This is a genomic window from Nocardia abscessus (genome assembly GCF_015477775.1).
Classification (GTDB): domain Bacteria; phylum Actinomycetota; class Actinomycetes; order Mycobacteriales; family Mycobacteriaceae; genus Nocardia; species Nocardia abscessus_A.
This window is the reverse complement of the sequence record NZ_JADLQO010000008.1, coordinates 129,763-154,667: the sequence shown is the minus strand read 5'-3', so window position 1 is coordinate 154,667 and position 24,905 is coordinate 129,763. Positions and strand designations below refer to the sequence as shown.

The 24,905-nt window shown below is 70.0% G+C and carries 22 protein-coding genes; 9 read left to right on the top strand and 13 right to left on the bottom strand.

Annotated features, from left to right (window positions below):
- Nucleotides 1-2: 2 nt before the first annotated feature.
- Entirely contained in the window at nt 3-2,195 is a 2,193-nt protein-coding gene (locus IU450_RS21285; RefSeq protein WP_195151496.1) for a hypothetical protein, read from the bottom strand.
- A gap of 491 nt (nt 2,196-2,686) precedes the next feature.
- Here IU450_RS21285 and IU450_RS21280 point away from each other — a divergent pair, with 491 nt between their 5' ends.
- Together IU450_RS21280 and IU450_RS21275 are read left to right on the top strand one after the other, a co-directional pair.
- On the top strand, nt 2,687-3,379 hold the full coding sequence (locus tag IU450_RS21280) for a response regulator transcription factor (RefSeq protein WP_228834899.1): 693 nt from the start codon (nt 2,687-2,689) through the stop codon (nt 3,377-3,379).
- Entirely contained in the window at nt 3,376-4,641 is a 1,266-nt protein-coding gene (locus IU450_RS21275) for a sensor histidine kinase (protein ID WP_195151495.1), read from the top strand. The genes IU450_RS21280 and IU450_RS21275 overlap by 4 nt, the downstream gene beginning before the upstream one ends.
- 4 nt (nt 4,642-4,645) lie before the next feature.
- On the opposite strand, the gene lepA is transcribed toward IU450_RS21275, so the two are convergent.
- Complete coding sequence (gene lepA / locus IU450_RS21270) at nt 4,646-6,547, bottom strand: translation elongation factor 4 (RefSeq protein WP_324197755.1); 1,902 nt, start codon at nt 6,545-6,547, stop codon at nt 4,646-4,648.
- Between the two features lie 402 nt (nt 6,548-6,949).
- On the opposite strand from lepA, the gene IU450_RS21265 reads away from it, so the two are divergent.
- Nucleotides 6,950-7,504, top strand: coding sequence for a type II toxin-antitoxin system PemK/MazF family toxin (locus IU450_RS21265; protein WP_195151494.1), 555 nt, complete (start codon nt 6,950-6,952; stop codon nt 7,502-7,504).
- 151 nt (nt 7,505-7,655) lie between these two features.
- On the opposite strand, the gene IU450_RS21260 is transcribed toward IU450_RS21265, so the two are convergent.
- Nucleotides 7,656-8,444, bottom strand: coding sequence for an aquaporin (locus IU450_RS21260; protein ID WP_195151493.1), 789 nt, complete (start codon nt 8,442-8,444; stop codon nt 7,656-7,658).
- A 293-nt stretch (nt 8,445-8,737) separates the two neighbouring features.
- Between IU450_RS21260 and rpsT the strand changes: the two genes are divergently transcribed.
- Complete coding sequence (gene rpsT / locus IU450_RS21255; RefSeq protein ID WP_195151492.1) at nt 8,738-8,998, top strand: 30S ribosomal protein S20; 261 nt, start codon at nt 8,738-8,740, stop codon at nt 8,996-8,998.
- Nucleotides 8,999-9,154: 156 nt separating this feature from the next.
- Nucleotides 9,155-9,400: a hypothetical protein gene (locus tag IU450_RS21250; RefSeq protein ID WP_043688708.1), complete on the top strand. Its 246-nt coding sequence runs from the start codon at nt 9,155-9,157 to the stop codon at nt 9,398-9,400.
- 6 nt (nt 9,401-9,406) lie between these two features.
- Here IU450_RS21250 and IU450_RS21245 read toward each other — a convergent pair whose 3' ends face one another.
- A complete protein-coding gene (locus IU450_RS21245) occupies nt 9,407-10,324 on the bottom strand; it encodes a helix-turn-helix transcriptional regulator (RefSeq protein WP_324197754.1) in 918 nt (305 codons plus the stop codon).
- Between the two features lie 124 nt (nt 10,325-10,448).
- On the opposite strand from IU450_RS21245, the gene IU450_RS21240 reads away from it, so the two are divergent.
- Complete coding sequence (locus tag IU450_RS21240; protein WP_195151491.1) at nt 10,449-11,519, top strand: aldo/keto reductase; 1,071 nt, start codon at nt 10,449-10,451, stop codon at nt 11,517-11,519.
- Nucleotides 11,520-11,690: 171 nt separating this feature from the next.
- On the top strand, nt 11,691-12,323 hold the full coding sequence (locus IU450_RS21235; protein WP_195151490.1) for a maleylpyruvate isomerase family mycothiol-dependent enzyme: 633 nt from the start codon (nt 11,691-11,693) through the stop codon (nt 12,321-12,323).
- 170 nt (nt 12,324-12,493) lie between these two features.
- Here IU450_RS21235 and IU450_RS21230 read toward each other — a convergent pair whose 3' ends face one another.
- Nucleotides 12,494-13,489: a helix-turn-helix transcriptional regulator gene (locus IU450_RS21230; RefSeq protein WP_228834931.1), complete on the bottom strand. Its 996-nt coding sequence runs from the start codon at nt 13,487-13,489 to the stop codon at nt 12,494-12,496.
- 68 nt (nt 13,490-13,557) lie between these two features.
- Between IU450_RS21230 and IU450_RS21225 the strand changes: the two genes are divergently transcribed.
- Both IU450_RS21225 and IU450_RS21220 read left to right on the top strand, forming a co-directional pair.
- A complete protein-coding gene (locus tag IU450_RS21225) occupies nt 13,558-14,148 on the top strand; it encodes a DinB family protein (protein WP_195151488.1) in 591 nt (196 codons plus the stop codon).
- Entirely contained in the window at nt 14,145-14,606 is a 462-nt protein-coding gene (locus IU450_RS21220) for a VOC family protein (protein WP_195151487.1), read from the top strand. The genes IU450_RS21225 and IU450_RS21220 overlap by 4 nt, the downstream gene beginning before the upstream one ends.
- A gap of 587 nt (nt 14,607-15,193) precedes the next feature.
- On the opposite strand, the gene holA is transcribed toward IU450_RS21220, so the two are convergent.
- The 8 genes from holA to rsfS all read right to left on the bottom strand — a co-directional run bounded on the left by holA (nt 15,194) and on the right by rsfS (nt 24,884).
- Entirely contained in the window at nt 15,194-16,165 is a 972-nt protein-coding gene (holA, locus tag IU450_RS21215) for a DNA polymerase III subunit delta (protein WP_195151486.1), read from the bottom strand.
- Between the two features lie 260 nt (nt 16,166-16,425).
- Nucleotides 16,426-19,194 carry a ComEC/Rec2 family competence protein gene (locus IU450_RS21210; protein ID WP_195151485.1) on the bottom strand — a complete coding sequence of 923 codons (2,769 nt, stop codon included), beginning with the start codon at nt 19,192-19,194 and terminating at the stop codon, nt 16,426-16,428.
- Nucleotides 19,191-20,081, bottom strand: coding sequence for a ComEA family DNA-binding protein (locus tag IU450_RS21205; protein WP_324197753.1), 891 nt, complete (start codon nt 20,079-20,081; stop codon nt 19,191-19,193). Before IU450_RS21205 ends, IU450_RS21210 begins: the two co-directional genes overlap by 4 nt.
- An 842-nt stretch (nt 20,082-20,923) precedes the next feature.
- A complete protein-coding gene (locus IU450_RS21200) occupies nt 20,924-21,409 on the bottom strand; it encodes a GNAT family N-acetyltransferase (protein ID WP_195151484.1) in 486 nt (161 codons plus the stop codon).
- Between the two features lie 82 nt (nt 21,410-21,491).
- On the bottom strand, nt 21,492-22,334 hold the full coding sequence (locus tag IU450_RS21195; RefSeq protein WP_195151483.1) for a DegV family protein: 843 nt from the start codon (nt 22,332-22,334) through the stop codon (nt 21,492-21,494).
- A gap of 3 nt (nt 22,335-22,337) precedes the next feature.
- A complete protein-coding gene (gene octT / locus IU450_RS40970; protein ID WP_195151641.1) occupies nt 22,338-23,075 on the bottom strand; it encodes a diglucosylglycerate octanoyltransferase in 738 nt (245 codons plus the stop codon).
- A gap of 739 nt (nt 23,076-23,814) precedes the next feature.
- A complete protein-coding gene (locus IU450_RS21185; RefSeq protein WP_195151640.1) occupies nt 23,815-24,477 on the bottom strand; it encodes a histidine phosphatase family protein in 663 nt (220 codons plus the stop codon).
- A complete protein-coding gene (gene rsfS, locus IU450_RS21180; RefSeq protein WP_195151482.1) occupies nt 24,471-24,884 on the bottom strand; it encodes a ribosome silencing factor in 414 nt (137 codons plus the stop codon). The genes IU450_RS21185 and rsfS overlap by 7 nt, the downstream gene beginning before the upstream one ends.
- Nucleotides 24,885-24,905: the final 21 nt, after the last annotated feature.

The window sequence follows — 24,905 nt, the reverse complement described above, 5'->3', positions numbered from 1 at the left end:
TGCTACATCAGCGAGACGTCCGACACACCGGACGCCTGGTGGTGCATATCCGCTATGGCCGAGTCCGGCAGCAACCCACCCGAGAGACCGCCATAGGACGCCAGCGTGAGTGCGGAGTGGTCGTAGGTGTGCTCGGCGACCACCGAGGTGTCGGCCGCCAGCGGCGCGGAGATCCCTTGCGGCTTCGGGTCGATGATCTGCGGCTTGATCGGCGCCTGAGTGGGCGCGGGAGCGACCGGGGTCGGCGCCATCGGAGTGTGCGGCTCGACGGTGGGCGCGTGCGCCGGAGCGCTGTAGGTCGGCTGGTCCGGCGCGGTGTACGTCGGCTGCGACGGCCTGCTCACGGTCGGCATGTCGTCGGTCGGCAGGTCGTGCGTCGGGACGTCGGCGGTCGGGTAGGTGTCGTTGGTCGGGTAGGTGCTGTTCGAGGTGCCGCCGGTACTGGGGCGGCCGGTGACGCCACCGGGGGTCGTCACGTCGTCGTCCGGGGTGGTCGAGCCGGGCGCCGGGGGCTTGGTGACCGTCGCGCCCGGTGTCTTGGTGGTCGGCACGTCCGGGGTGGTGACGCCGCCGTGCGGCAGCGTGGTGGCGCCCGGGAGCTTCGTGACGTCGTGATCCGGCGTCTTCGGCACGGACGGGGTGATCACGTCGCCCGGAACGCTCGGCGTCGGGGTGGTTTTCACGATCGTCGTCGGCGCGGTCCCCGTCGGCGTGGACGGCTGGGTGGGGTGGGACGGTTGCGGGTCGGTCACCGGCGCGGGCTTCACCGCGGGCGTCGGCCGAACCGCGTCGAACAGCGCGGGGACGGCCGCCGCCGGAGCGGTCAGCACGGACGCACCCTCCGGCGCGGCGAGCACATTCGCGATCGGGGTCGAGGCGGCATCGGGCTGGATCGTGGTCTGCAGCGGGGTGGCCGCGACGACCGGAGCGGCCGCGACCGGAGCGGGTGCGGCGGCAGGAGCCGGGGCGGCGGGGGTCACCGACGCGCCGGGCGCGACCGGGGCAGCCTGCGCGGGCGCGACCGGCGCCGAGGCGGCCAGCGGCTGCGCGACGCCGGACGCCGCCTGCGGCTGCGCGACGCCCGCCGACGAGGACTGCGCGACACCGGAGGCCTGCGTCCCGGACGTGCCCGGGGACGTGAGCCCGCCGAGCAGACCGGAATGGCCGTGGCCCGGCGCGTGCGGCTCGGTGACCGCGGTGCCGTCCGGCACGTGTATGCCGTCGGCCAGCCAGTCGGTGTACTCGTCGAGCTGGTCGCCGACGTGCCCGGCCGCGGCGTCGACCTTCATCTCGGAGGTGAAGTAGATCCCGTTCGGACCGATCCCGAAGTCGACCGACCACTGGGTGCCGACGAACATCCCGAGATCGCCGTCCTGGCCGACGCCGTCGAACGGGTCGCCCGCGGTGGGCGCGGCGCCGAGTCCACTGTTGCCGGGCAGGTCGAAGACGGTGGAGCCGGGCGCGACGAAGCCGTTCGCCCCGGCCAGGCCGAACCCGTGTCCGGCTTGGCCGAGCCCGTGGCCCGGCAGGCCGAACCCGTGGCCGCCGGGCGCGTCGAGCTCGTTCGCGGAGTCGGACCGGGTGCCGGGCAGCGGCAATCCGCTGGACACGTTGCCGTCGGTACCCGGAATGGTCAGTCCGGTCCCGGAACTGCCTTCCGTGCCGGGGATGCCGCCCAGTCCGGGGACACCGCCTCCGGAGTATCCGGGCAATTGCATCCCGTGGCCGCCCGCGTCGCCGCCGGGCAAGGTCGGCAGCGGGAACCCGGCGTCGGTGCCGCTGTAGTCGTCGCCGAATGCGGGCAGCGATCCGGCGGGTCCGACACCGGTGCCCGGAATGGTGAACTCGGGCGCGGGGAGGGAGCCGGGCGCCGGGTTCGGGTGCGCCACCGGGACATTCGAGCCGTGCGACGAGAACGGCGCCGGCTCGACGACCGGGTCCGGGAAGGTGACGACCGGGCTCGGCTGGTCGGGATCGGGATCGGTGTTGTGCGCCCAGCCGGTTTGCCAGCTGTCGAGGCGGGACTCGCCGGGCTGCGCGGGAACACCGCCGCCGTTGGCGGCCACCAGGGCGCCGCCGGTGACATAGGCGCCCGCCCGCGCGACCCGCGCGACGCCGGTGGCCACACGGTAGGCGGTGTCGCCTGCGCGCTCGGCCCCTTCGTTGTCCTCGTCGAAGGGCAGATCACGCGTCATAAAAGGCTCCACTCTCGGTTCTCCAGCATCCTCACCGCGCCGGTCCGACCAAGTGAAGATCACCCAACAGTATTTCGGGAATACTCGCCTGTCACATTCTCCAGGACTGTAGAGAATACGACTGTGGTGAGCAACACAACCCTGCCATCCGAATTATCGGATCGGAAGCCCTATTTCCGGTGGCCTTCCCGAACGCGCGCCGCCTGGAATACGCGCCACTACCAGGCCGGATCGAAAACGTGGTGACCGTGACGGCGGGCGGCGGCGAACGCGCCGGGGAAAAACTAATAGAACTCTAAGAGTTGCCAGAGGAGTGCTGAAGTTCCGCGCCCTACTGTCGAATTCGGCGAACCACCCGTTCGGCAGCACCGACGCGCAGGAGACCACGTCATGGGCGCATTAACCGGAGGGGTCTCGGCGCAGGCCGCACCGGCCCTGCCCGAGTCCACCGCACCGCCTGCCGTCCCAGACTGTGGGATTAGATTGACACCATGGCCGGACAACGAATCTTGGTCGTGGACGACGAGGTTCGCCTCCTCGCGTCGCTGCGGCGCGGACTGGAACTCTCCGATTTCGAGGTCGTCACCGCCGCCGACGGCGCGGCGGCGCTGAGGATGGTCCGCGCCGCCACGCCCGACGCGATGGTGCTCGACGTCAACCTGCCCGAACTCGACGGCGTCGGCGTGGTCACCGCGCTGCGCGCGATGGGCAACGACATCCCGATCTGTGTGCTCAGCGCGCGCACCGCGGTCAGCGACCGGATCGCCTGCCTGGAGCGCGGCGCCGACGACTACCTGACCAAGCCGTTCGATCTCGGCGAACTGGTCGCGCGGCTGAACGCGCTGCTGCGGCGCAGCCAGAAGCCGGTGCGGCGGCCGGAGGAGGTGCGCACGGTCGGGCAGATGCGCATCGACCCGGCCGGGCACCGGGTGCTGGCCGCGGGCAGACCGGTGGAGCTGACGAAACGCGAATTCGAGGTGCTCGCCCTGCTCGCCGAGCACACCGGGGTCGTGCTCGGCCGCGAGCAGATCCTGTCCGCTGTCTGGGGATACGACTTCCCCACCGACACCAATGTGGTCGACGTGTTCGTCTCCTATCTGCGGCGCAAGCTGGAGGCGGACGGCGCGCCCCGGGTGATCCACACCGTGCGCGGCGTCGGCTTCGTACTCCGGGAGGAACCATGAGCGGGTCACCGTCGCTGCGCACCCGGGTGGCCGTGGTGTCGGGGGTGGTCGCGGCGCTCGTCGCGCTCACCCTGACGGTCACCTTCACGGCCCTGCTCGGGGCCACCGGCGAACGCCAATTGGACGAGACCGTCTCCTCGATGGCGGTGCGCGTCGCACCGCCTCTGAAAGCCGGTCCCGCGCAACCTGTTCCACCGTCCGCGACCACTCTGTCCCCCGAGCAGGCCCCTGCGGACGCGGCGGACACGCGGCGACCGGGTGTGCCGGGCGACGCGGCGATCGCCCGGGTCGACGGGCTGCCCGGCGTGCTGGTCGCGCTCGATCCCGACCGCGACGTCGTGGAGGCGGCCATCCATCGCAGCCAGCGCATCGGCCTCGGCATCGGCATCGCGGGCGCGCTGCTGGCCGCGTTGCTCGGCTGGTTCCTGGCCGGATTCGCCGCACGCCCGCTGCGCAGGCTGGCCAACGCCACGCACAGCATCGACACGTTGGAGCGATTGCCGCCGCTGTCCGGCCGCGGCGCGCGGGAAGCCGAGGAACTCTCCGACGCGATCACCCGCATGCTGGCCCGGCTGGAGGCCGCCCACCGCGCCACCAACCGCGCGCTGACCAGCGCTCGCGACTTCGCCACTGTCTGCGCGCACGAGCTGCGCACGCCGTTGACCGCCCTGCGCACCGATCTACAGGTGCTGGCCACCAAGGAAATTGCGGCGCAGCAGCGCGGCGCGATCCTGGCCGAGGTGCTCTTCGCCGAGCAGCAGATCGAGAACACGCTGACCGACCTGGAACGCCTGGCGGTCGGCGAACTCACCGGTCCGGACGTCTTCGAGCCCTTCGATCTCTGCGACACCCTGGACCGGGCGGTGCACGACGCGCGCCGCAGGCACCCCGGCGTCCGGGTTGAACTGGCCGAGTGCGCCCCCGTCACCGTGACCGGTCTGCCCGGCGGCGTCATGCTCATCGTCACGAATGCCGTCGCCAACGCGGTGCAGCACGGTCATGCCGCAACCGTGGTCGTCAGCGCCCGATCCGGCCCGCAGGACCGCGTGGAAATCGTCGTCGACGACGACGGCCGCGGCATCCCCGAGGCGCTGCGCGGGGACGCCTTCGCCCGCTTCGTGAAGGGGCCCGGCTCCCCCGGTTCCGGCCTCGGCCTGGCTTTGGTCCGCCAGCAGGCCGAATTGCACTCCGGCACGGCCGAACTCGACGAAAGCCCGCTCGGGGGCGCCCGCCTGCGCGTGCGACTGCGCGCGACGGGCTAGCCGCCTACTTCTTTTCCTTCGGCTTGTCCGAAGCGGCGTCCGAGGACAGCGCCGCGACGAAGGCTTCCTGCGGGACGTCGACGCGGCCGATCGTCTTCATCCGCTTCTTGCCTTCCTTCTGCTTCTCCAGCAGCTTGCGCTTGCGGCTGATGTCACCGCCGTAGCACTTGGCCAGCACGTCCTTGCGGATGGCGCGGATGTTCTCGCGCGCGATGATCTTCGAGCCGATCGCCGCCTGGATCGGGACCTCGAACTGCTGGCGCGGGATCAGCTCGCGCAGCTTGGTGGTCATCTTGTGGCCGTAGGCCTGAGCGGCGTCGCGGTGCACGATCGCGCTGAACGCGTCCACCGCCTCGCCCTGCAACAGGATGTCCACCTTCACCAGCTGCGACTCCTGCTCGCCCGACTCCTCGTAGTCGAGGCTCGCGTAGCCGCGGGTGCGCGACTTCAGCGAGTCGAAGAAGTCGAAGATGATCTCCGCCATCGGCATCGTGTACCGCAGCTCGACGCGGGTCTCCGACAGGTAGTCCATGCCGCCGAGCTCACCGCGGCGGGACTGGCACAGCTCCATGATCGAGCCGATGAACTCGCTCGGCGAGATGATGGTGCACTTCACCACCGGCTCGTAGACCTTGCGGACCTTGCCTTCCGGCCAGTACGAGGGGTTGGTGACCACGTGCTCGGCGCCGTCCTCCATCTCCACCCGGTACACCACGTTCGGCGCGGTCGAGATCAGGTCGAGGTCGAACTCGCGCTGCAGGCGCTCGCGGGTGATCTCCATGTGCAGCAGGCCGAGGAACCCGCAGCGGAAGCCGAAGCCGAGCGCCACCGAGGTCTCCGGCTCGTAGGTCAGGGCGGCATCGTTGAGCTGCAATTTCTCCAACGCGTCGCGCAGGTCCGGGTAGTCGGAGCCGTCCACGGGGTACAGGCCGGAGTACACCATCGGACGGGGCTCGCGATATCCGGTGAGCGGTTCGGAGGCGCCGCCGCGGGCGCCGGTCACCGTGTCGCCGACCTTGGACTGGCGCACGTCCTTCACGCCGGTGATCAGGTAGCCGACCTCGCCGACGCCGAGACCACGGGTCGGCTTGGGTTCCGGTGAGACGATGCCGATCTCCAGCAGCTCGTGCGTCGCGCCGGTGGACATCATCTTGATCTTCTCGCGCGGGGTCAGCTTGCCGTCCACCACACGGACATAGGTGACCACGCCGCGGTAGGTGTCGTAGACCGAGTCGAAGATCATCGCGCGGGCGGGCGCGTCGGCGTCCCCGACCGGCGGCGGCACCTGTGCGATCACCTGGTCGAGCAGATCCGTCACGCCCTCGCCGGTCTTGCCGGAGACGCGCAGCACGTCCGACGGCTCGCAGCCGACGATGTGCGCCAGTTCGGCGGCGTAACGGTCCGGGTCCGCGGCGGGCAAATCGATCTTGTTCAGCACCGGGATGATCGTCAGATCCTTGTCCAGCGCCAGGTACAGGTTGGCCAGCGTCTGCGCCTCGATGCCCTGCGCGGCGTCGACCAGGAGGATCGCGCCCTCACACGCCTCCAGCGCGCGGGACACCTCGTAGGTGAAGTCCACGTGGCCGGGCGTATCGATGAGGTGCAGCACGAAATCGGTGCCCGCGTGCTCCCCCGTTCGCGGCGTCCAGGGCAGCCGCACGTTCTGGGCCTTGATGGTGATGCCGCGTTCGCGCTCGATATCCATCCGGTCCAAATACTGCGCACGCATCTGCCGCTCCTCGACCACACCGGTCAGTTGCAGCATCCGGTCGGCCAGCGTCGACTTGCCGTGGTCGATGTGCGCGATGATGCAGAAGTTCCGGATCCGCGCGGGATCGGTGAACGTCGTGTCGGCGAAGCTGGCGGGCACTCCACTCCTCATGGGTATCGGCAAACTGCCGTCCATCGTCCCATGATGCTGTATCGGTTTTTGCAGCGCCTGCGGCGCTGCGTGTTCGCGGCCCCTTCATGGCTCGCGTCCGAGCCGGCGAGACTCGCGACTTCGTCGCATGCACTTCGCCCACTCGGACGCGAGCCGGGCCGGGAACGGCGCTCGTAGAACTCGCACCCGGCGGGTTGAGAGTGCGATCGAGCGGCAGGCTTCTCGGCGAACGGCACTCGACACGCTCGGTTCGGCCCCGGCGCACTGTTCATCTTCCCCAGCGGGACAGCGGGGCAGGATTCGTCGGCTCGGTCCGGGTGGGCGCGTGCGTCCGATTCCACGGCCTGCTCGGATCGTGCATGCCCTCGGCGACACAAGGGATCCCGGGCAGGTGAGAAGCGGCGGGAGCGCCGTTATTCTCCAGGGATGGCCCGAAGTTGGAACTCCCTCGGCAAGCAGATCGGTCTCATCGCGAAGCAGCAGGGCCCCAAGATCGTCAAGCAGCAGGGCCCGAGGCTGGTCGACCGGCTGGTGGGGTCGCTGGCGCAGCGGCGCGCGCCCGGCGCGGTCTCGGTGCGGCCCACCGCGTCGATTCCGGTCCCCACCGCCGAGCGGGCGCGGCAGATCGTCTACTCGCCGCAACTGGACGGCCGCGCCGATCCCGGTGAGATCGTCTGGACCTGGGTGCCGTTCGAAGAGGACCCGAGCAACGGCAAGGACCGGCCCGTGCTGGTGGTCGGACGCGACCGCCGCACACTGCTGGGCCTGATGCTGTCGTCGAATCCGGAACGCGCCTACGACCGCAATTGGATCGGCATCGGCAGTGGGTCGTGGGATCACGACGGCCGCCCGAGCTGGGTGCGGCTCGATCGGGTGCTCGACGTGCCGGAGGCGGGGATCCGCCGCGAAGGCGCGATCCTGGCGCGCAAGACGTTCGACCTGGTCGCCCACCGGCTCTGCGCCGAATACTCCTGGCACTGAGGTCCGCCCTGGCACGATTTTCTGCTGCTGTTCCCCATCCCGGCGCCGGTCACCCTGGTGTGCGCCGGGCCGCGGGAAAAGACGGCGAGCTGACGGGGCAGAGCGTTCCGGCCCCGGCCGGGCGACCGGGGCCGGAACGACGCGCTGCGCGTCAGGAGATCATTTCGCGGGAACGGCCGTACAGCAGGCCGTACAGCAACGCGCCGAGCGCGCCGCCGATCAGCGGGAACACGATGAACGCCCAGACCTGCCCCATCGCCCCGTCCTGGTAGGGCGCCACGGCGAGACTGCGGGCGGGATTGACCGAGGTGTTGTCCACCGGAATCGACACCAGGTGGATCACCGCCAGCGTCACGCCGATGGACAGACCGGCCAGCGGCACGTCGGAGATCTGGTCGGTCGAGGACAGCACCACGAAGACCAGCAGCGCGGTCAGCATCACCTCGATGATGATCATCGCGGCCATCCCGAACCCGTTCTGCACGACCACCTCGCCGAGCGGCCCTCGGATCGCCGCCGGGCTGTGCTTGCCCCACCCGTTCGCGCCGAGCCCATCGACCGACCGGTCGTACGACGGCAAGTTCTTGGCCAGCGCGAACAGGACCAGACCGGCGAGAAGCCCGCCGATCAGCTGCGCGATCACGTAGCCCGCCGCGGACACGCCACTGAGCCGGCCGAGCAGCAGATGCCCCACGGTCACCGCCGGGTTGACGTGGCAGCCCGAGATCGGCCCGATCGAGTACACGAGAAACATCAGCGACAGGCCGAAGCCGAGCGCGACGCCCAGCGGACCGACCTTCTCCCCCGCCAGCACCGCGGTGCCGACGCCACCGATCACCAGAACGAACGTCCCGAGCGCCTCGGCGCCCCATTTCTTGCTCTCGGGAATCGGTTTGTTCTCGACAGCCTCTTCGACAACTTCCTGGGCCGTAGGAGACATCTGTCCACCTTCCGCGTTCCAGACATGTACTCGGACGAGTCGTGGTACCGCTTCGACAACAGAGCCGCTCGACAGCAACGGTTGCTGGACAGGACGCTACGCGAGTCGGGTGATCTCTACAACGACTTCGAGGTGGGTCGCGCCGCCGCCGGTCCGGTGTCGATTTCGTGCGCCGGACCGCGGCTGGTACCCTCGATCTTCGGCGCTGCGTTACCCGTTCACTCCGGGTGTGTCGCGCGCTCGACAAACTTTTCCCAGGACAGACCAACCAGACAGGAACACGAGGAACCGGCGTGGCCAACATCAAGTCCCAGCTGAAGCGGATCCGCACCAACGAGGCAGCGCGCAAGCGCAACCAGTCGGTCAAGTCCGCTCTGCGCACCGCGATCCGCAGCTTCCGCGAGGCCGCGGCCACCGGCGACAAGGACGCCGCTGCCGAGCGCCTGCAGTTCGCCAGCCGCAAGCTGGACAAGGCCGCCTCGAAGGGCGTCATCCACGCCAACCAGGCCGCCAACAAGAAGTCGGCTCTGTCGCTGGCCTTCAACAAGCTCTGATCCACCCGGTACCGCACGCCGGTACCGCCCCCCGCTGTGACGCAGCCGCCGTGGCCCCGATGACCACGGCGGTTTTTGTCGTGTCCGACGCGCCTTCGCCACAGGGTTTCGGATTCGGCCCGCGCCGTGTCAGAGGTTCCAGCTACCATTCGGCGCATGGTAACCGTGTATGCCAATCAGACGGTCGTTCGCGCCGAGGATCTGCCGGACGTGATCCGCGCGGCCGAGGTGCTCGGATTCGGACTGAAGATCGAGAATGTGCTGGTTCCCGACGACGACGGCGGTTACTCGTTGGAGTGGATCGTCACGCGGGACGAGGACGTGCCCCCCTACGAGGAGTGGGAAGGCCGCTACGAGGACGCGGACGACGACGGGGAACTGGTCCTGAGTTCCGCGGAATAGACCTGGTCACGGCGCATCCAGACCGGCGACCAGCCGGTCGAGCGCCGCCTGGGAATCCGCGTCCGCGGCGCGGTAGATGATGATCCGCTGGTCGGGGTCCTGCACGGGCATCAGTACCTCGTAGCTGACGACCAGCGGACCCACCACCGGGTGCCGCAACGGTTTGTTGCCCCGTCCCTGTACCCGCACGTCGTGGCGGGCCCAGGCCTGCTCGAACTCGGCGCTGGCGGCGGTGAACTCCGCGATCAGATCGGCCAGCGCCCGGTCGTCCGGGTGCGCGGCCCACGCCGCGCGCAGATCCGCGATGCCCTCCCGGATGATGCGCTCGCGCTCGACGTAGAAATCCCACATGTCCGGGTCCAGCAGGCACAACCACATGGAGTTGCGCTGCCGGTGGGGTAGCGCGCCGAAATCGGTGATCAACGCCGCCATCTCCCGATTCCAGGCCAGGATGTCGTAGCGGTGGTTCACCAGCATCGCGGGCAGCGGCGAAAGATCGCACACCAGCATCGCCAGCGCGGCCGCGGGCACCGTGCTCGGCTTGCCGTTGTCCGGCTGCCGCTGACGCGCCAGATCGAACAGGTAGGCGCGCTCGTCGTCGTTCAGGCGCAACGCCCGCGACAGCGCGTGCAACACCTCCACCGAGGGCCGCAGCCCCCGGCCCTGCTCCAACCGCACGATGTAATCGGTGCTCACGCCCGCCAGCTCGGCGACCTCTTCCCGCCGCAGCCCTGGTGTCCGGCGCGTCTGCCTGCGCTGCGGCAATCCCAGATCGTCCGGCGTCAGCCGCTCCCGGCGAGCCCGCAGGAACGCGCCCATCTCCTGCACTCGATCCGCGCCGCCGGCAGGCCCCGCGTGGTCACGCGCGCTACCGCCTCCGGGCCTGAGCTCGCGCCGCGGGGTCGAATTCACCGTGCCAGTCATCACCGTCGATCCTACGGCTGCCTAGGACTGGCTTTCCCAGGAAGAAGCTTCCCTTACTGGGGCTCGCACGCCGCTGAAGACTGTGTATCGACAGCACGGCATCGCGAAACACAAGGAGCTGGACATGTCCGGAGCCCGCACCCTCGACACCTATCGGCTGCTCGGCCGCTCGGGCCTTCGGGTGTCTCCACTGTCCCTGGGAACCATGACCTTCGGCGCCGATTGGGGCTGGGGCGCGGACCGGGACGAAGCCCGCAAGATCTTCGACACCTACGTCGAGCGGGGTGGCAACTTCATCGACACGGCCAATCAGTACACCAACGGCACCTCCGAGCAACTGCTGGGCGAATTCACCGCGGACAACCGCGAAAGCCTGGTGCTGGCCACCAAATACACCATGCTGCGCCGCCCGAACGACCCGAACTCCGGTGGCAACCACCGCAAGAGCATGATCGGCTCGGTCGAAGCCAGTTTGCGCAGGCTGAACACCGACTACATCGACCTGCTCTACCTGCACGCCTGGGATTTCCTGACCCCGGTCGAGGAAATCCTGCGCGGGATGGACGATTTGGTGCGCTCGGGCAAGGTGCTCTACGTCGGCATCTCCGACGCCCCGGCCTGGCAGGTCGCCCGCATGCAGACCATCGCCGACCTGCGCGGCTGGTCACCGCTGATCGCGCTGCAGATCGAGTACAGCCTGATCGAGCGGACCGTCGAACGCGATCTCATTCCGATGGCGCGCGAACTGGGCCTGGGCGTGATCCCGTGGTCTCCGCTGGCCAGCGGTGTGCTCACCGGCAAGTACGGCCCCGCCGATCTCGCCCACGAGGCGGAAGGCTCGCCAGAGGGCAGCCGCAAGAACGTAGCCGCCGCGAACGGCTCGCTCACCGAACGCGGTCTCGCCATCGCCGAGGTGGTCAAGCGGGTCGCCACCGAAATCGACCGGACCCCATCGCAAGTCGCGCTGGCCTGGACACTGCGCGACCCCGCGGTCACCTCGCCGATCATCGGCGCGCGCACCGCGGCGCAACTGGAGGACAACCTCGGCGCGCTGGACGTGGAGTTCGACGCGGACCAGCTCGCCCGGCTCGAACGGGCCAGTGCGGTAGATCTCGGCTTCCCGCACGAGTTCCTGGCCCGCCCGATGCCCCGGAGCGTCACCTTCGGCGACCTGAAGATCGAAGGGCGCGTCTGATCGTCGGCTCCGTGCGGCGGTACGAGTCGATCTCGTACCGCCGCACGGCGCTGCCGGCGCCGGGTAGCACCGCGGCAGTGGTTCGAACGTCCTGGCGAGAACCACGATCCGATGAATTCCGGCTCGTCGCCTCGTCCGTATCGGTGACAGCACCGAACACGGAGGGTGACGATGGACTTGGACAAGATCATGATGTGGACGCGCGCCGAACGTCTCGGGGTCGCCGACTTCCTCGACGACCTGGACGACCAGGAGTGGGCGGCCGACTCACTGTGTTCCGGCTGGACCGTGCACGACGTCGCGGCCCACCTCACCCTGTCCAATCGGGTCACTCTCGGAGCGACCATCACCGGAGTCGTCCGGGCGCGAGGCGACTGGAACCGGATGACCGAGCGGATGGCACGCGATCGAGCGAGCCGCTACGCACCCGCCGAGTTGATCGCGCAGCTGCGAGAAGGCGCCGGATGGACTCGGCGAGCACCGGGCGCCGGGCCGCCGGATCCCCTGGTGGACACCATGATCCACGGGCAGGACATCGCCCGTCCGCTCGGCAGGCGGCGCGATATGCCCGCCGAACAGGCTGTCGTCGCGCTGGAGCACGTGCTGCGGAGCCCGTTCTACGGCAGCAAGAAGCGCCTGCGCGGCGTGCGTGTGGTGGTCACCGACGCGGAGTGGTCGGCCGGTACCGGGCCGGAGGAGATCCACGGACCCCTGAACGATCTGTTGCTTCTGGCGACCGGTCGAGCGGCCGGGCTCGCGGGGGTTACCGGGGCAGGTGTCCAACGCCTCGCGAAGGCGCTGTAATCCAGCGCGCGCCGAGCCGTGGCCGCACGCGATGTCGCCACAGCATCTTCGGCTCCGCCCGGGCGGCATCTGCCCACGGGCACGCTCCGCCGATCTTTACGGATCCACGCTGAGGGTCTGTCCGGGAAGTTCCGGCGATAGGTCCATCCTGCGTTGGCCGATGCCGGGGCTCACGAACCCTCCGCCTGCGGGATCGGTGAGAGCGTCGCGCCGGCCGTCAACAGACGCCCCGCCAATATGTGACAGCGTGCAGCAAGCTCCGGCGGGTCGAGTACCTCGAAGTTGTGCCCGAGCAGCAGCACGTGCATGAGCACGGCGTCGAGGCTGCTGTCGGCGCCGCTGAGTACCTCGCAGCGCTCGTCGTCTCGCGGACGTACGACGGCAGCGGACGCCGGAATCTGCCCGCGCACGGTGTCGGCCGACGCGTGCACGAGAAAGCGCGCGTGGTGCGGATAGACCCGGCTCGCCACACCCTCTTGGACGTACGTCGCCGCGTCGGGCGCGGCACGCGGGCGGAAATGCCAGGTCCGAGCGGCCACATCGGTCATTCGGTCGACACGGAAGGTGCGCCAGTCGGCGCGATCGAGGTCGTAGGCGAGCAGGTACCAGCGCCGCTCGGAGGCGACCAGGCGATAGGGCTCGACCCGCCGCCGTCGTGTCCGGCTTCCGGACGGATAGTCGAAGCCGGCCTCGACCTCGTCGCGGCAAGCCCTGGCCAGCGTCATGAGCGCCTCAGGGTCGACCGGCGCGTGTCCGGTGCCGAAAGACTCCACCGAGCCGGCCAGCGCGCGCACCTCGTGCCGCAGGCGGGTGGGCAGCACCCGGTCGAGTTTGGTCAGCGCCCGCAGCGCGGCGTCGCCGGCACCGGTGATCGCGCCGCCCGCGCCGACGAGCAGTGCGACCGCGGTGGCGATCGCTTCCTCGTCGTCGAGCAGCAGCGGTGGTAGGTCTTGTCCCGGCCCGAGCTGGTAGCCGCCGCCGACACCGTTGCTGGCCTGCACCGGATAGCCGAGCGTGCGCAGCCGCTCGACATCGCGCCGTATCGTGCGCGGCGTGACCCCGAGCCGGTCGGCGAGTTCGGGGCCGGTCCAGACCTGGCGCTGCTGTAACAGCCCGAGCAGAGTGAGCACCCGCTCGGTCGTACCCCGTTCGTCACCGCCTGCCATGTTCACCTCGCCCAGCATGCCGGAAATAGCGGACCGATTCTGTCCGCTAGGGGTGTCAGGCTAGCGCCATGGGCACAGACGAAATCGACTGGAACCGGACACTGCGCGAGCAGTGGGAGCACCACTGGAACCATCAGCTCCGCTCGCGGCTCGACGGTCTCACCGACGACGAGTACTTCTGGTCACCGGTGCCGGACGCCTGGAGCGTCCGGCCGCGCGGCAACTCGACCACACCCGTGCCGATCGGCTCCGGAGACTTCACGATCGACTACGTCTTCCCGCAGCCGGTCCCCGCGGCGTTCACCACGATCGCCTGGCGACTCGGTCACGTCATCGTCGGCGTGCTCGCCGCGCGCAATGCCGCGCATTTCGGGGCGCCCGCCGCGTCCTACGAGACGTGGGAATACGCCGGCAGCGCGGCCACCGCACTCGACCAGCTCGACAACCAGCTCGACATCTGGCTGGCCGGCGTGCGCAGCCTCGGCGACGCCGGGCTGCGGGCGCCGATCGGCGCGAAGGAACCCTTCCCCGAATCGCCCATGGCCGACCTGGTACTACACATTCACCGCGAGCTGATCCACCACCTGTCTGAGGTCTGCTTGCTGCGCGACCTCTACCTGCACACTCACCTCGCCACGAACGGAAGAGCAACCCGATGAGCCGTCACTTCCAGATCACCTTCGACGCCCATGACCCGCGAGCACTGTCGACCTTCTGGCGCGACGCATTGGGCTACGTCCATCCAGGCCCCCCTGGAGTCGATCTGCCCGCCGACGCCGACCCACTGGCCGCATGGGAGGAGTTCCTCGCCCGTGTCGGCGTACCGCCCGAGCAGCGCAACACCAGATCGGCCATCGAAGACCCGGACGGGCACGGCCCACGACTGTTCTTCCAGCAGGTACCGGAGGACAAAGTCGCCAAGAACCGCGTCCACCTCGACGTCAGGGCCGCGCCCGGGCTACGGGGAGAAGAACGGATGGCGGCCCTGGAGGCCGAGTGCGATCGGCTCGTCGAGCTGGGAGCCACACGGGTACGTCGCCATGAGCCCCAGCCCCCTCTGGACGCAGGCCATATCGTGATGACCGACCCCGAGGGCAATGAGTTCTGCCTGGACTGACCCCGCGGCCCGGCGACTGTCCGGTTCCCGCGTCGGAATGGCCGAGTCCGAGGAACCGCTCGCTGTCGACGAGGGTGTGCTCGAACGGCCGGATGGGCTTCGGTGAGCGGGTACGTCGCCACATGAGCCCCAGCGCCCGCTGGACTCAGGCAATATCGTGATGACCGACCCCCAAGGCAATGAGTTCTGCCTGGACTGACCCCGCGGCCCGGCGACTGTCCGGTTCCCGCGTCGGAATGGCCGAGTCCGAGGAACCTGTCGATGAGGGTTTGCTCGAACAGCCGGATGGCTTCGGTGAGTCGACCGACCGATTCGTGAGCACCAGACACATGGTCCGGCTCGGCAGCGTTGTGGGGAACCAGCAGGGGCCGGTCGGGACGGTTGTCGAGGTGATCGCGTAGTCAGACTTCACCGGGCTCGTGCGGCGGCGATGCCGAGATGGTCGGCGATCGCGGTCAACCGAGTGCGGGGTGTCGCCGGGTTCAGCATTCCCCCACTCGACGAACAAACCTTCGCACGTGGGTGCCCGGTGACTCGACAACCCGTTCGAGAGGCGGGCCGGTCGGCGCGGACCGACGGATCGGCGCTCAGCCCGCGCCGTGCAGGTCCAGGATCTGGGTGAGGGCGTGTTCCAGCGCGTAACCGGCGTCGGCGGCGCCGCCCTTCACGTCGGCGTTGAGGGTCGCGACCACCTGGAGGGCGGAGCCGATGGTCGCCGGGGTCCAGCTGCGAGCCTGTGCCTGCGCCTTCTTCACCTTCCACGGCGGCATGCCGAGCTGCTGGGCCAGCTTGAACGGATCGCCGCGCCCGGCCGAGCCGACGCGCGCGATGGTGTGCACCGAGTCGGCGAGCGCGTCGGCGAGCAAGACGTGTGGAACGCCGCGGTCGTTCGCCCAGCGCAGCGCCTCCATCGCACCGGGGCGATCCCCCGCCACCGCGAGTTCGGCCACGTCGAACCCGGAGACCTCGGCCTTGCCCGAGTAGTAGCGGCGCACGGCCGCCACGTCGATCTTCCCGCCGGTGTCAGCGGCGAGCTGCCCGCACGCCGCGGCCAGCTCACGCAGATCCGAGCCCACCGCCTCCAGCACCACCTGGACGACCTCGCCGGACACCCGCACTCCGGCGGTGCGGAACTCACCGCGCACGAACTCGACGCGCTCGGCGGCCTTGGTCAGTTTGGCGCACTCGTGGGTGACCGCCCCGGCTTTCTGCAAGGCGGGGGCCAGCGCCTTGGCCCGCCCGCCGCCGGAGTGCAGAACGACCAGCACCACGCCCTCGGGCGGGCTCTGCGCCGCATCGGTGATCACCGCGACCGCGCCTTTACCCGCCTCGGCCGCCGAATCGAGGATGATCACCCGGTCCTCGGCGAACAGCGACGGGCTCAGCAACTCCGCCAGCTCGGCGGTACTCGCGTCACCCGCGCGCAAGCGATCGACCGGCACCGCGTCCGGATCCGGCGCCAACGCCCGCACCTGCGCGGTCAGCGCCGCCAGCGCCCGCTCGATCAGCAGTTCTTCTTCCCCCAGCACCAAGTGCACCGGCGCGGGACGCTCGCTCACGACAGCGTCTCCTCGATGCCGGAGGGCGTCGCGCCCGAAGGCTCTGCCGCATTGCTCCACTCATCGCGCTCGTCCACAGTCCGATCCTACGGTCCCCGACCGACACCGACGCCGACCACGACCACCGAGCACACGCGCGGACCGAGACATGAGACCGGCCGACCACGAGCACCTGCCGGCTGCTCCGGCGAAGATCCAGCGCGGCAAGTGAATTGATCGGCATGGCGACCGGATCCGCGGAACAGTCCTGAACCGCGCGGTCACCGTGAACCCGTCACGCGCAGGTGTGCCCCGCCACCGACGACCGCGATATCGCCTCGCCGATCCGTCCGGGCCACCGTCGCACCGAGAGCGGACAGGTCTGCGAGAACGGCGGGGTGGGGGTGTCCGAAGGTATTGCCGACGCCCACACTGACCAGCACCAGGCGGGGGCGCACCGCGTCGAGGAATTCGCTGGTGGTGGTGCGTGATCCGTGGTGCGGCAGTTTGAGGACGTCGGCCTGGATGAGAATTCCGGCGCGCATGAGCGCTCGCTGACCGTCGGCTTCGATGTCACCGGTGAGCAGAATTCGGCCGGCGGGCGTGCGAGCGGTGACGACGATCGAGCGGTCGTTGGCGTCTTCGGTTTCGGCTCCTCGGACCGGCCGCGGCCCGTTCCTGGACGGCGCGAGCACCTCGAGTTCGACCGAGCCGAAACTCAGGACGTGTCCGGCCGACAACTCCAGCAGCGGCACTCGCGCCCTCTTGGCGACGGCCACTATCTGCGCCATACCGGAGACCGGGACGCGCGGGTCGTCGAAGGATCCTGCGGCCTGTCCGCTCTCCTGTTCGGCTGCGCCGCAGCTCGTTCGGACCCGGCCGGGTGGGCGAACAAGGCGAATACGGCTGTTTGCCGACACCCCCGGTAATCCTGCCGAATCGATCAGAGGATCGGCTCGCGCGATCAGCGCGTGCCCCTTCCCGGCATCGGCGTGCCCGTGGCCATCCGCAGCCGGCACGGAACCGCAGCCGCCGCCTGCCGCGGGAGACGGCCGCGCCTGTTCGGGCCCCGCGAGCCCGTCGAGTTCGTGGATGCCGACGGCGATCGCGTCGACCGCGCGGCCGTGCAGTGCGCCGGTGAGTCCGCCGATGTGGTCGGCGTGCGGATGGGTGAGGATCAGCAGCGGGACGCGCGAGATACGCAGCCGGTCCAAACAGGTGCGCATCGGGCGCGGGTCAGGCCCCACATCGATGACGACGGCTGCGCCGGGGCCGACTGCCAAAGCGAGGCCGTCGCCTTGGCCCACGTCACACGCGGCGAGGACCCAGCCGTCCGGCGGCCATCCCGGGTGCCAGAGCCGCACCGGGACCAGTACCGCCGCGACACCGAGCGCCACCGCCGCGGCGATGCGTCGCACGGCTCGTATACGCAACGCCGCGATCGCGATCACTACCAGGAGGCCGGCGACCAGGCCGCCCGCCAGACCACCCGGGACCGCGACCGACGCGCCAGGCACCGCGGCCGCGTATCCGGCCACCCAGAGCAACCACCACAGCAGTGGTGCCGCGCAGCGCAGAACCAAGTCGGCCAGCGGTGACCACAGGCACGCCAGCACCGCACCGCTTGCTCCGATGACGGTGATCGGGGCGATGACCGGGGCTACGAGCACATTCGCGAGCACCGCGACCAGACTGAGCCGCCCGGTGAGCGCGATCACGATCGGGGTGGTGACCACGAACGCCCCCGCGGACACCGCGACTATCTCCGCTGGCATGCGCCACCATCCCCTGGCGCGCAACCAGTCGGCCCAGCTCGGCGCGAGCAGGATCAGGCCACCCGTCGCGACGACCGACAGCGCGAATCCCGCGTCGACGGCGAGTCCGGGCCACAGGGCCAGCAGCGCGATGATCGCCGCGCACAGCGCGGGTAGCGCCTGTTTCCGGCGACCGGTGAGTACGGCCAGCAGGGTGATCGCGCCCATCGCACCGGCGCGCAGCACACTCGGGTCCGGCCGAGCGACGACGACGAACATGAGCAGCGCCGCGGCGGCGACGGCCGCGGCGGCGCGCGGACCGAGCGTCAGCAGCCGCACGAGAAACAGCACGACCGACAGCAGGATGGTGAAATTCGCCCCGCTGACAACGGTCAGATGTTGCAGCCCGGCGACCTCGAAGTCGTCGCGCACTTCGTCGGACAGCGCGGAGGTGTCACCGACGACGAGCGCGGGCAACAGACCTGCGGAGCCGGGCGGTAGTGCCCGCGCGGCCGACGCCGCGAAATCGGCGCGCACCGAATTCGCGACGCGCTGCCACCAGGGCAGCGCCCCGGCGACGCCGGGCGCTCCCTGGGCGTGCAGCGTCACGACGGTGAGATCGGATCGGCGCGGCTGATCCACCCGGGCCCGGAACTCGACCGGCCTCCCCGGCGACAGGTCGCCCCACTCCGGCCCGGTAGCCAGGACGACCACCGCGCCACCGGCCCGTACCGTCACGCCGCCGCGCCGGTACTCTCGCAGATCCGCCCGGACCACCCATAACCGCTCGGCCCCGAACGCTCTGGCGCGCACTGGCTTCGGATCGTCTGTCGGGGTGACGACCACCCGGAGTGACTGTCCCGTCACCGCGCGGAGCGGATGCGTCGCCACACGATGTTCCCGCCATGCCGCCGCGGCCGCGAACCCCGCACCGAGCACCACGGCCGCGAGCGCCACCACCGCTACCGCTCGCCTGCGTTCTCGGCGGTGCGCGATTGCGCACAACAGCAGGACCCACAACCCGATAGCCGAGATCATCGACAGGGCGGCCAACAGCAACCCGGCCCGCCACCCCGCCGTCAGCGCCAGAATCGTCGCGCCCCAGCAGCACAACGCGGCGGGGAGCAGGCGAGCGTCCAGCACCTGTGCGAGGCCGGGTTCCTCCGCCGCAACGCCCTCCCGCGGACTCCGGGAGGGCTCGGCACCGCCCTCTTTCGGGCCTCGGACAGTTCCGCCGCCGCTCACCGAGGAGCTCAGCGTCCGGCGAACCGAATCGACCAGGCCGCCCGTGGTCATACCCGCACCAGATCGCGCAACCGGGCCAGGCGGGCCGGGCCGATGCCGTCTACCTCGCTGAGCTGCTCGACGGAGGTGAAGCGCCCGTTGCTCGTTCGCCAGCTGACGATGGCGCGGGCGGTGACCGGCCCGACACCGGGAAGGGCATCGAGTTCGGCCTCGGAGGCCTGATTGAGGTCGACCCGGCCAGCCAGGGTCGACGGACGACCCGGTGTGGCAGCCGACCCGGACGGCGGACGCCCGCCCGCACCGATCGTGCTGCTGCCCTGCTGCGGCGCACCGGCGCTCGGCACGGCTGGACCGACCAGCACTTGGTCGCCGTCCGCCAATCGCTGGGCCAGATTCAGGCCGCTGGTGTCCGCGCCTTCGCTCGGCCCGCCCGCCGCGGCGAGGGCGTCGGCGACGCGCGAGCCCTCCGGAAGCCGGACCAGACCGGTGCGCTGGACCAGGCCGACCACACTGACGACCAGTTCGGTCACCGGCGTGCCGGGGGCGACACGCTCCCGCGGAGCCGCAGGACCGCCGACCGCGCTCGCCGACACAGCCGCACCGGAGGTTTCCAGCGCAACGGTTTGCCGGACCGGCAACGGCGGCACGGAGTCAGCGATCGGGCGCTCGCGGAACACGATCACCCCGGCGATCACCATCGCGGCGAACCCGACGAACGCCAGCGTGCGCACCCCACGACGGCCCGGATCGATCCGCATGCCCCGGAACCGTTCGGGCACAAGGCGTTGCCGCCGACCCGGCTCCTCCAGCCAGCCGGGAGACCGCACACGACCGACATCGTCATCATCCTCCCGGCCGGGAGCCGGGGCGCCGGGCAGCCGCAAGAGCTCCCACTTTCCCGCTTCGCCCGAATCGTCCTCGGACCGTGGTTCACCCACCCGCGCGGCGCCATCGGCGAAGCCGCTCTCGCGTGCCGATCGGCGGCCATCTTCGTCCTCCCCGGATTCGGGTGCACGGATGTCCACCCCCGTCTCGGCGTTCCGTGATGCGGGCCATGCTCCTCCGGTCCCGGTAGCGCGTCGGAGGACATGCGGCGTGCTGCTCACCTTCGATCCGGATTCCGCCGACCGCGACGGACTTTCGTCGGATACCGATGGTCGTGCACCCGAGGCCGGCTGCCCCGCACGCGATATGGCGGATCGGGCGGGATCCACGAGTCGCGACCTATCCGGTTGCCCGGTCTGTCGCCCGAGTTCTCCCTTCGGAGATCGCGCCGTATCCCACTCGGACAGTCCGTGCTCGGCCGCCCCCGGCTCGGCCGCCCCGGTGCCCACACCGGCCGTCCTGCTCGCGCCGACCCGGGCGGTCAACTCACCCAATCGCCGTCGTACCCGCTCGCGTTCGTCCTGTCGTGACATGGCGGCGACGGTAGTGCCGCCACACGGCGAAGAATCCGGACCGACCAGCCGATTCGACGAACCTGTTGACAACCGCGACGCTGTGCACAACTCTTGCTCGACCAGTCTGCGACTCGGCCCGACACACCGCCGACTTCGCATACGAACCTGCCGGACAAGGCGTGTCGAAGGCTTACCGGAGCGTCCGGGCCTGCCCAGAACACAACCGACGACGCCGGGCCGACTCCAGATCGGGAGCAAACCCTCTGGAAAGTGAATCTTTCACGCCGGCCGCGAGCGCCGCGGCCCGCGCGCACCACTGGGTTCAGCAGGTAGCCAACCGACGGAACTGCCGCTCGGCGGCGATCAGGCGATCCGGCGCCTCAGCCCAGATATTTCGCGAAGCAGTTCGACAACGGCAGAACCTCATACGGCGAGAAGATCGGAATCCGGTGGTAGCCGCTGCGTTCGTAGAACCGTACGGCTTCCGGTTGCAGGTGCCCGGTTTGCAGGATCAACCGGGGACGTCCGGCCGTGCGGGCGGCATCCTCGGCGGCGGCGAGCAGCGATGCCGCGGCGCCCGACCCGCGGTGCGCGGGGCGGACGAACATTCGCTTCACCTCGAGGTCCTCCGCGTTCCACCGCAGCGCGGCATGGCCCACCGGCCCGTCCGAGTACGCCACGAAGGTGCTGTGCACGGTGGCCGGATCGATGGCGTTCGGATCGGTGGAGAGCTGCCGCGCCAGGTGGGCGTAGCGCGGACCGACCTCGGCAGCCATCTCCGCGCGCAACATCACCGCGTCCGGATGCTCCCAGTCGACCGAGGTCACGGTCAACGGCGGACGAACCGGCGGCCCCGACACACTCATGCCCCGACGCTAACCGCGGGTCCGGCGGCACGCTCGCATTCGAATCACCGAGATTGTTGTCCCAGCGCCGGTTCGGCAGCGCTCAGTGGCAGCCACCAGGGACGACGAGCACGCCGAGCGCGCCCAATCCGAGGTGCACCGCGAGCGCGGGCCCGAATTCGGCGACGATGAGTTCTCTGATGCCGGGAACGAGTTCACGCAGCTGCGCCGCGATGGTATGGGCGGCGTCCTCGGCGCCGAGGTGTTGCACGGCCACCGCGGCGCCGTCTTCACCGGCCGCGTCGACCGCCGCGGCAACGAGTTTCGCGTACGCCTTGGACCGCGTGCGCACCTTCTCGCGCAGTTCCAGCCGCCCTTCGACGAGGTGCAGCAGCGGCTTGGTGACCAGCTCGCTGCCGAAGAACGTGGCCGCCGACGACAGCCTGCCACCGCGGCGCAACTGCTCGGTGCGATTGACCAGGATGAACGTGCGGGCGCGTGCCGCGGCGGCGACCGCCGCGTCGTAGACGACCTCCAGCGGCGCTCCGGCCCTGGCCCGCCTCGCGGCCGCCAGCGCGGGCAGCCCGGTGGCCAGCCCGGCCCCCAGCGAGTCGACCAGACGGACCCGGTCGGCGGCGTCCATGTCCCGCACGGCTTGGTGACCGGCCTCCCATGTCCCGGACAGCCTGCGGGAAAGATGCACCGCGACCACGCCGTCGCCGCCGCTGCGTTCCCACGCCCTCTCGTAGGCCTCGCGCAGCTCGCCGGGCGAGGGGGCCGAGGTGGTCACGGTATCGGAGGCATAGTCGATGTCGACGGGATCCACGCCTTCACGCATCGCCCGGTCGCCGACCAGAACGTGCAGCGGGACGACGGCGATATCCAGTTCGTCGAGGTGTTCGGCAGGGAGACCGGCGGACGAATCGGTGACGACCACGACTGCCACGGACTACCGAACCTCCTGCAGGGTCTTGACCATCGCGTTGGCCACCGCCGTGTGGCCGTCCCAGCCCCAGTGGATGCCGTCCGGGTTCGCCTCGCCGGAGAAGATGTTGTCGCGCACCGCTTCACCCAGGTCGACCAGCGGCACCGAGGTCCGCCCCGACCAGGCGCGCAATGCCTCGACCGCCCGCGGACGCCCGGAGTGCACCCGACCGTAGGCATCGCAGTTGTGCACCGACGGCAGCACCGCGACAACGGGCAGCTCGGGGCGCAGCTGCGCCAGCGCGGTGCGGGACTGTTCCAGGTAGTCGACGCTCACCTTGGGCGGAAGGGCCACGGGCCTGCCGAGTTTGGACAGCTTCGGCTGCAGCCAGTTGTAGGTGCCGCGGACAGCGCGGCGCAGGACGGGCGGGCGGACATAGCGGATCAGTTCGCGCAGCGCGGTCGGCAGCGGCGAGGGCAGCGTGTCCATGCCGCCGACGGCGAAGACCACCGCACCCGCGCGCGGCACCGCCGCCCACACCCGGGGATCGCCGATCAGCGCCCAGTAGGCGTCGCGGCAGGTCCAGCCGATCCGTGCGACCAGCTCGACATCCCAATCCAGTTCGGCGGCCACCAGATTCGGCCAGATTCGCGGATGGTCGGCGGGCAGTCCGCCCTTGGGCCCGAAATACGAGAGGGAGTCGGCGATCACCAGCAGCACCGGGCGCACGGCTTCCCCCCTTTCGACGGGTTCGTCGCCCACCACGGATTCCGCAGCGGCAGGGGCCGACTCGGCTCCGGCGAGTTCGGCTTCTCCGGACTCGAGGGGGCCAGTCGTCACTGTGGCGGGCTCTACTACCGCGTCGGTCAGCACGGGCGATGCGCCGATCGCGTCGGCCGAAGGCCCGTCCGCCGCCGAAGCAACCGATACGTCAGGCGCTGCTGCGAACTCGTCCGCCGTAGCGAACGATTCATCCACCGCGGACCCGTGGGCCACAGCCGATTCATCGAGCACTACCGCGGACCCGTCCGCCACCGTGGCAACCGATTCGTCGAGCGCTGCTGCGAACTCGTCCGCCGTAGCGAACGATTCATCCACCGCGGACCCGTCCGACACAGCCGATTCATCGAGCACTACCGCGGACCCGTCCGCCGCCGTAGCAACCGATTCGTCGAGCGCTGCTGCCGACTCGGCGATCGGTTCCGGGGCGTCGTTCGCGGTGTCGACCGACGGGGTGTCGCCGCCGACGTGGACCTGCGGCTCCGCCTCGGTGGCGATGTCCGCGGCGACCTCGGCGGATCCGTCGTCCTCCGCGTCGGATTCCTCGGCCGGGTCGGACGACCCGCCGGATTCCGCGACCGCTCTCGAGGATGCCTCGGGCTCGGCCTCGGGTTCGCGGGGAGCCGGTGGCGGGCCGCCGAACAACGCGTCCGGCAACTGCCGCTCGGCTTTCGCCGACACCTTACGGAACAGTTCGTCCGGGACCGATCTGATCGGCTCTTCAGAGGACATCCGGTGCTACCTTCGCCGCTGCGTTCCACACATCCAGACGCCAGCCGGGCTGTTCGATGCTCGGGCCGTGACTGCTGAGCTGCACCCAGCTGGTGTTGGCCAGTCCTCCGAGGATGGGCCAGTTCTGCGGCGGCAGGTCGAGCAGCGCGGCCGTGAGGGCGGCGATCAGCCCGCCGTGCGCCACCAGGATGATAGTCCGGCCGGGCCAGTCCTGCCGCCCGACCAGCAACTCCTGCACCACCGGCAGCGACCGCGCACCGACCTCGAGTTTGCTCTCGCCGTTGGGCGGGGTGTAGTTCGCGTCCAGCCGCCACGCCATCCGCGCACCCGGGTAGTCGGCGTCGACCTCCAGATGCGTCAGTCCCTCCCAGTCGCCGAGGTTGGTCTCCCGCAACCTGACGTCGGGGACGACGGCGAGCCCGGTGTGCTCGGCCAGAGCCGTCGCGGTGTCGAAGGCCCGGCGCAGGTCCGAGGAGTGGATGGCGATGGCGTTGCGCGAAACCAGCTCGCGGGCGGCCTCTTTGGCCTGTCTGCGACCGAGTTCGGTGAGATCGGTGTCGATCTGGCCTTGCATACGGTCGGTTGCGTTCCACTCGGTTTGCCCGTGGCGCAACAAGATCAGGGTGCGCACGCCGGCGTGTCTGCTCACGATCGCGCCTCGTCCTCCGTCGCGGCGGCGCGCGTTTGTGGCGCGGCCCCGGTGATGCCTTCGACCGGCACGACGGGACAGTCCTTCCACAACCGTTCCAGCGCATAGAAATTGCGCTCGTCGTTGTGCTGGATGTGCACGACCACGTCGACGTAGTCCAGCAGCGCCCAGCGGCCTTCGCGGGTGCCCTCGCGCCGGACCGGCTTGTGCCCGGCAGCGCGCAGCTTCTCCTCGACGTTGTCGACTATGGCGTTGACCTGACGTTCGTTGGGCGCGGACGCGATCACGAAGCAGTCGGTGATCACCAGCTGCTCGGACACGTCGAGCACAACCACGTCGGATGCCAGCTTCTCGTCGGCGGCCAGCGCGGCCACCTGCGCGATCTCCACCGACTCGACCGACGCGGTCATACCCGCACCTCGCTGCGCTCG

Excerpts from the sequence above, each read along its gene's own strand:
- IU450_RS21285 (WP_195151496.1), bottom strand. The coding sequence starts at position 2,195 with ATGACGCGTGATCTGCCCTTCGACGAGGACAACGAAGGGGCCGAGCGC.
- IU450_RS21280 (WP_228834899.1), top strand. The coding sequence starts at position 2,687 with ATGGCCGGACAACGAATCTTGGTCGTGGACGACGAGGTTCGCCTCCTC.
- IU450_RS21275 (WP_195151495.1), top strand. The coding sequence starts at position 3,376 with ATGAGCGGGTCACCGTCGCTGCGCACCCGGGTGGCCGTGGTGTCGGGG.
- lepA (WP_324197755.1), bottom strand. The coding sequence starts at position 6,547 with ATGGACGGCAGTTTGCCGATACCCATGAGGAGTGGAGTGCCCGCCAGC.
- IU450_RS21265 (WP_195151494.1), top strand. The coding sequence starts at position 6,950 with ATGGCCCGAAGTTGGAACTCCCTCGGCAAGCAGATCGGTCTCATCGCG.
- IU450_RS21260 (WP_195151493.1), bottom strand. The coding sequence starts at position 8,444 with ATGTCTCCTACGGCCCAGGAAGTTGTCGAAGAGGCTGTCGAGAACAAA.
- IU450_RS21250 (WP_043688708.1), top strand. The coding sequence starts at position 9,155 with ATGGTAACCGTGTATGCCAATCAGACGGTCGTTCGCGCCGAGGATCTG.
- IU450_RS21245 (WP_324197754.1), bottom strand. The coding sequence starts at position 10,324 with ATGACTGGCACGGTGAATTCGACCCCGCGGCGCGAGCTCAGGCCCGGA.
- IU450_RS21240 (WP_195151491.1), top strand. The coding sequence starts at position 10,449 with ATGTCCGGAGCCCGCACCCTCGACACCTATCGGCTGCTCGGCCGCTCG.
- IU450_RS21235 (WP_195151490.1), top strand. The coding sequence starts at position 11,691 with ATGGACTTGGACAAGATCATGATGTGGACGCGCGCCGAACGTCTCGGG.
- IU450_RS21230 (WP_228834931.1), bottom strand. The coding sequence starts at position 13,489 with ATGGCAGGCGGTGACGAACGGGGTACGACCGAGCGGGTGCTCACTCTG.
- IU450_RS21225 (WP_195151488.1), top strand. The coding sequence starts at position 13,558 with ATGGGCACAGACGAAATCGACTGGAACCGGACACTGCGCGAGCAGTGG.
- IU450_RS21220 (WP_195151487.1), top strand. The coding sequence starts at position 14,145 with ATGAGCCGTCACTTCCAGATCACCTTCGACGCCCATGACCCGCGAGCA.
- IU450_RS21210 (WP_195151485.1), bottom strand. The coding sequence starts at position 19,194 with ATGACCACGGGCGGCCTGGTCGATTCGGTTCGCCGGACGCTGAGCTCC.
- IU450_RS21200 (WP_195151484.1), bottom strand. The coding sequence starts at position 21,409 with ATGAGTGTGTCGGGGCCGCCGGTTCGTCCGCCGTTGACCGTGACCTCG.
- rsfS (WP_195151482.1), bottom strand. The coding sequence starts at position 24,884 with ATGACCGCGTCGGTCGAGTCGGTGGAGATCGCGCAGGTGGCCGCGCTG.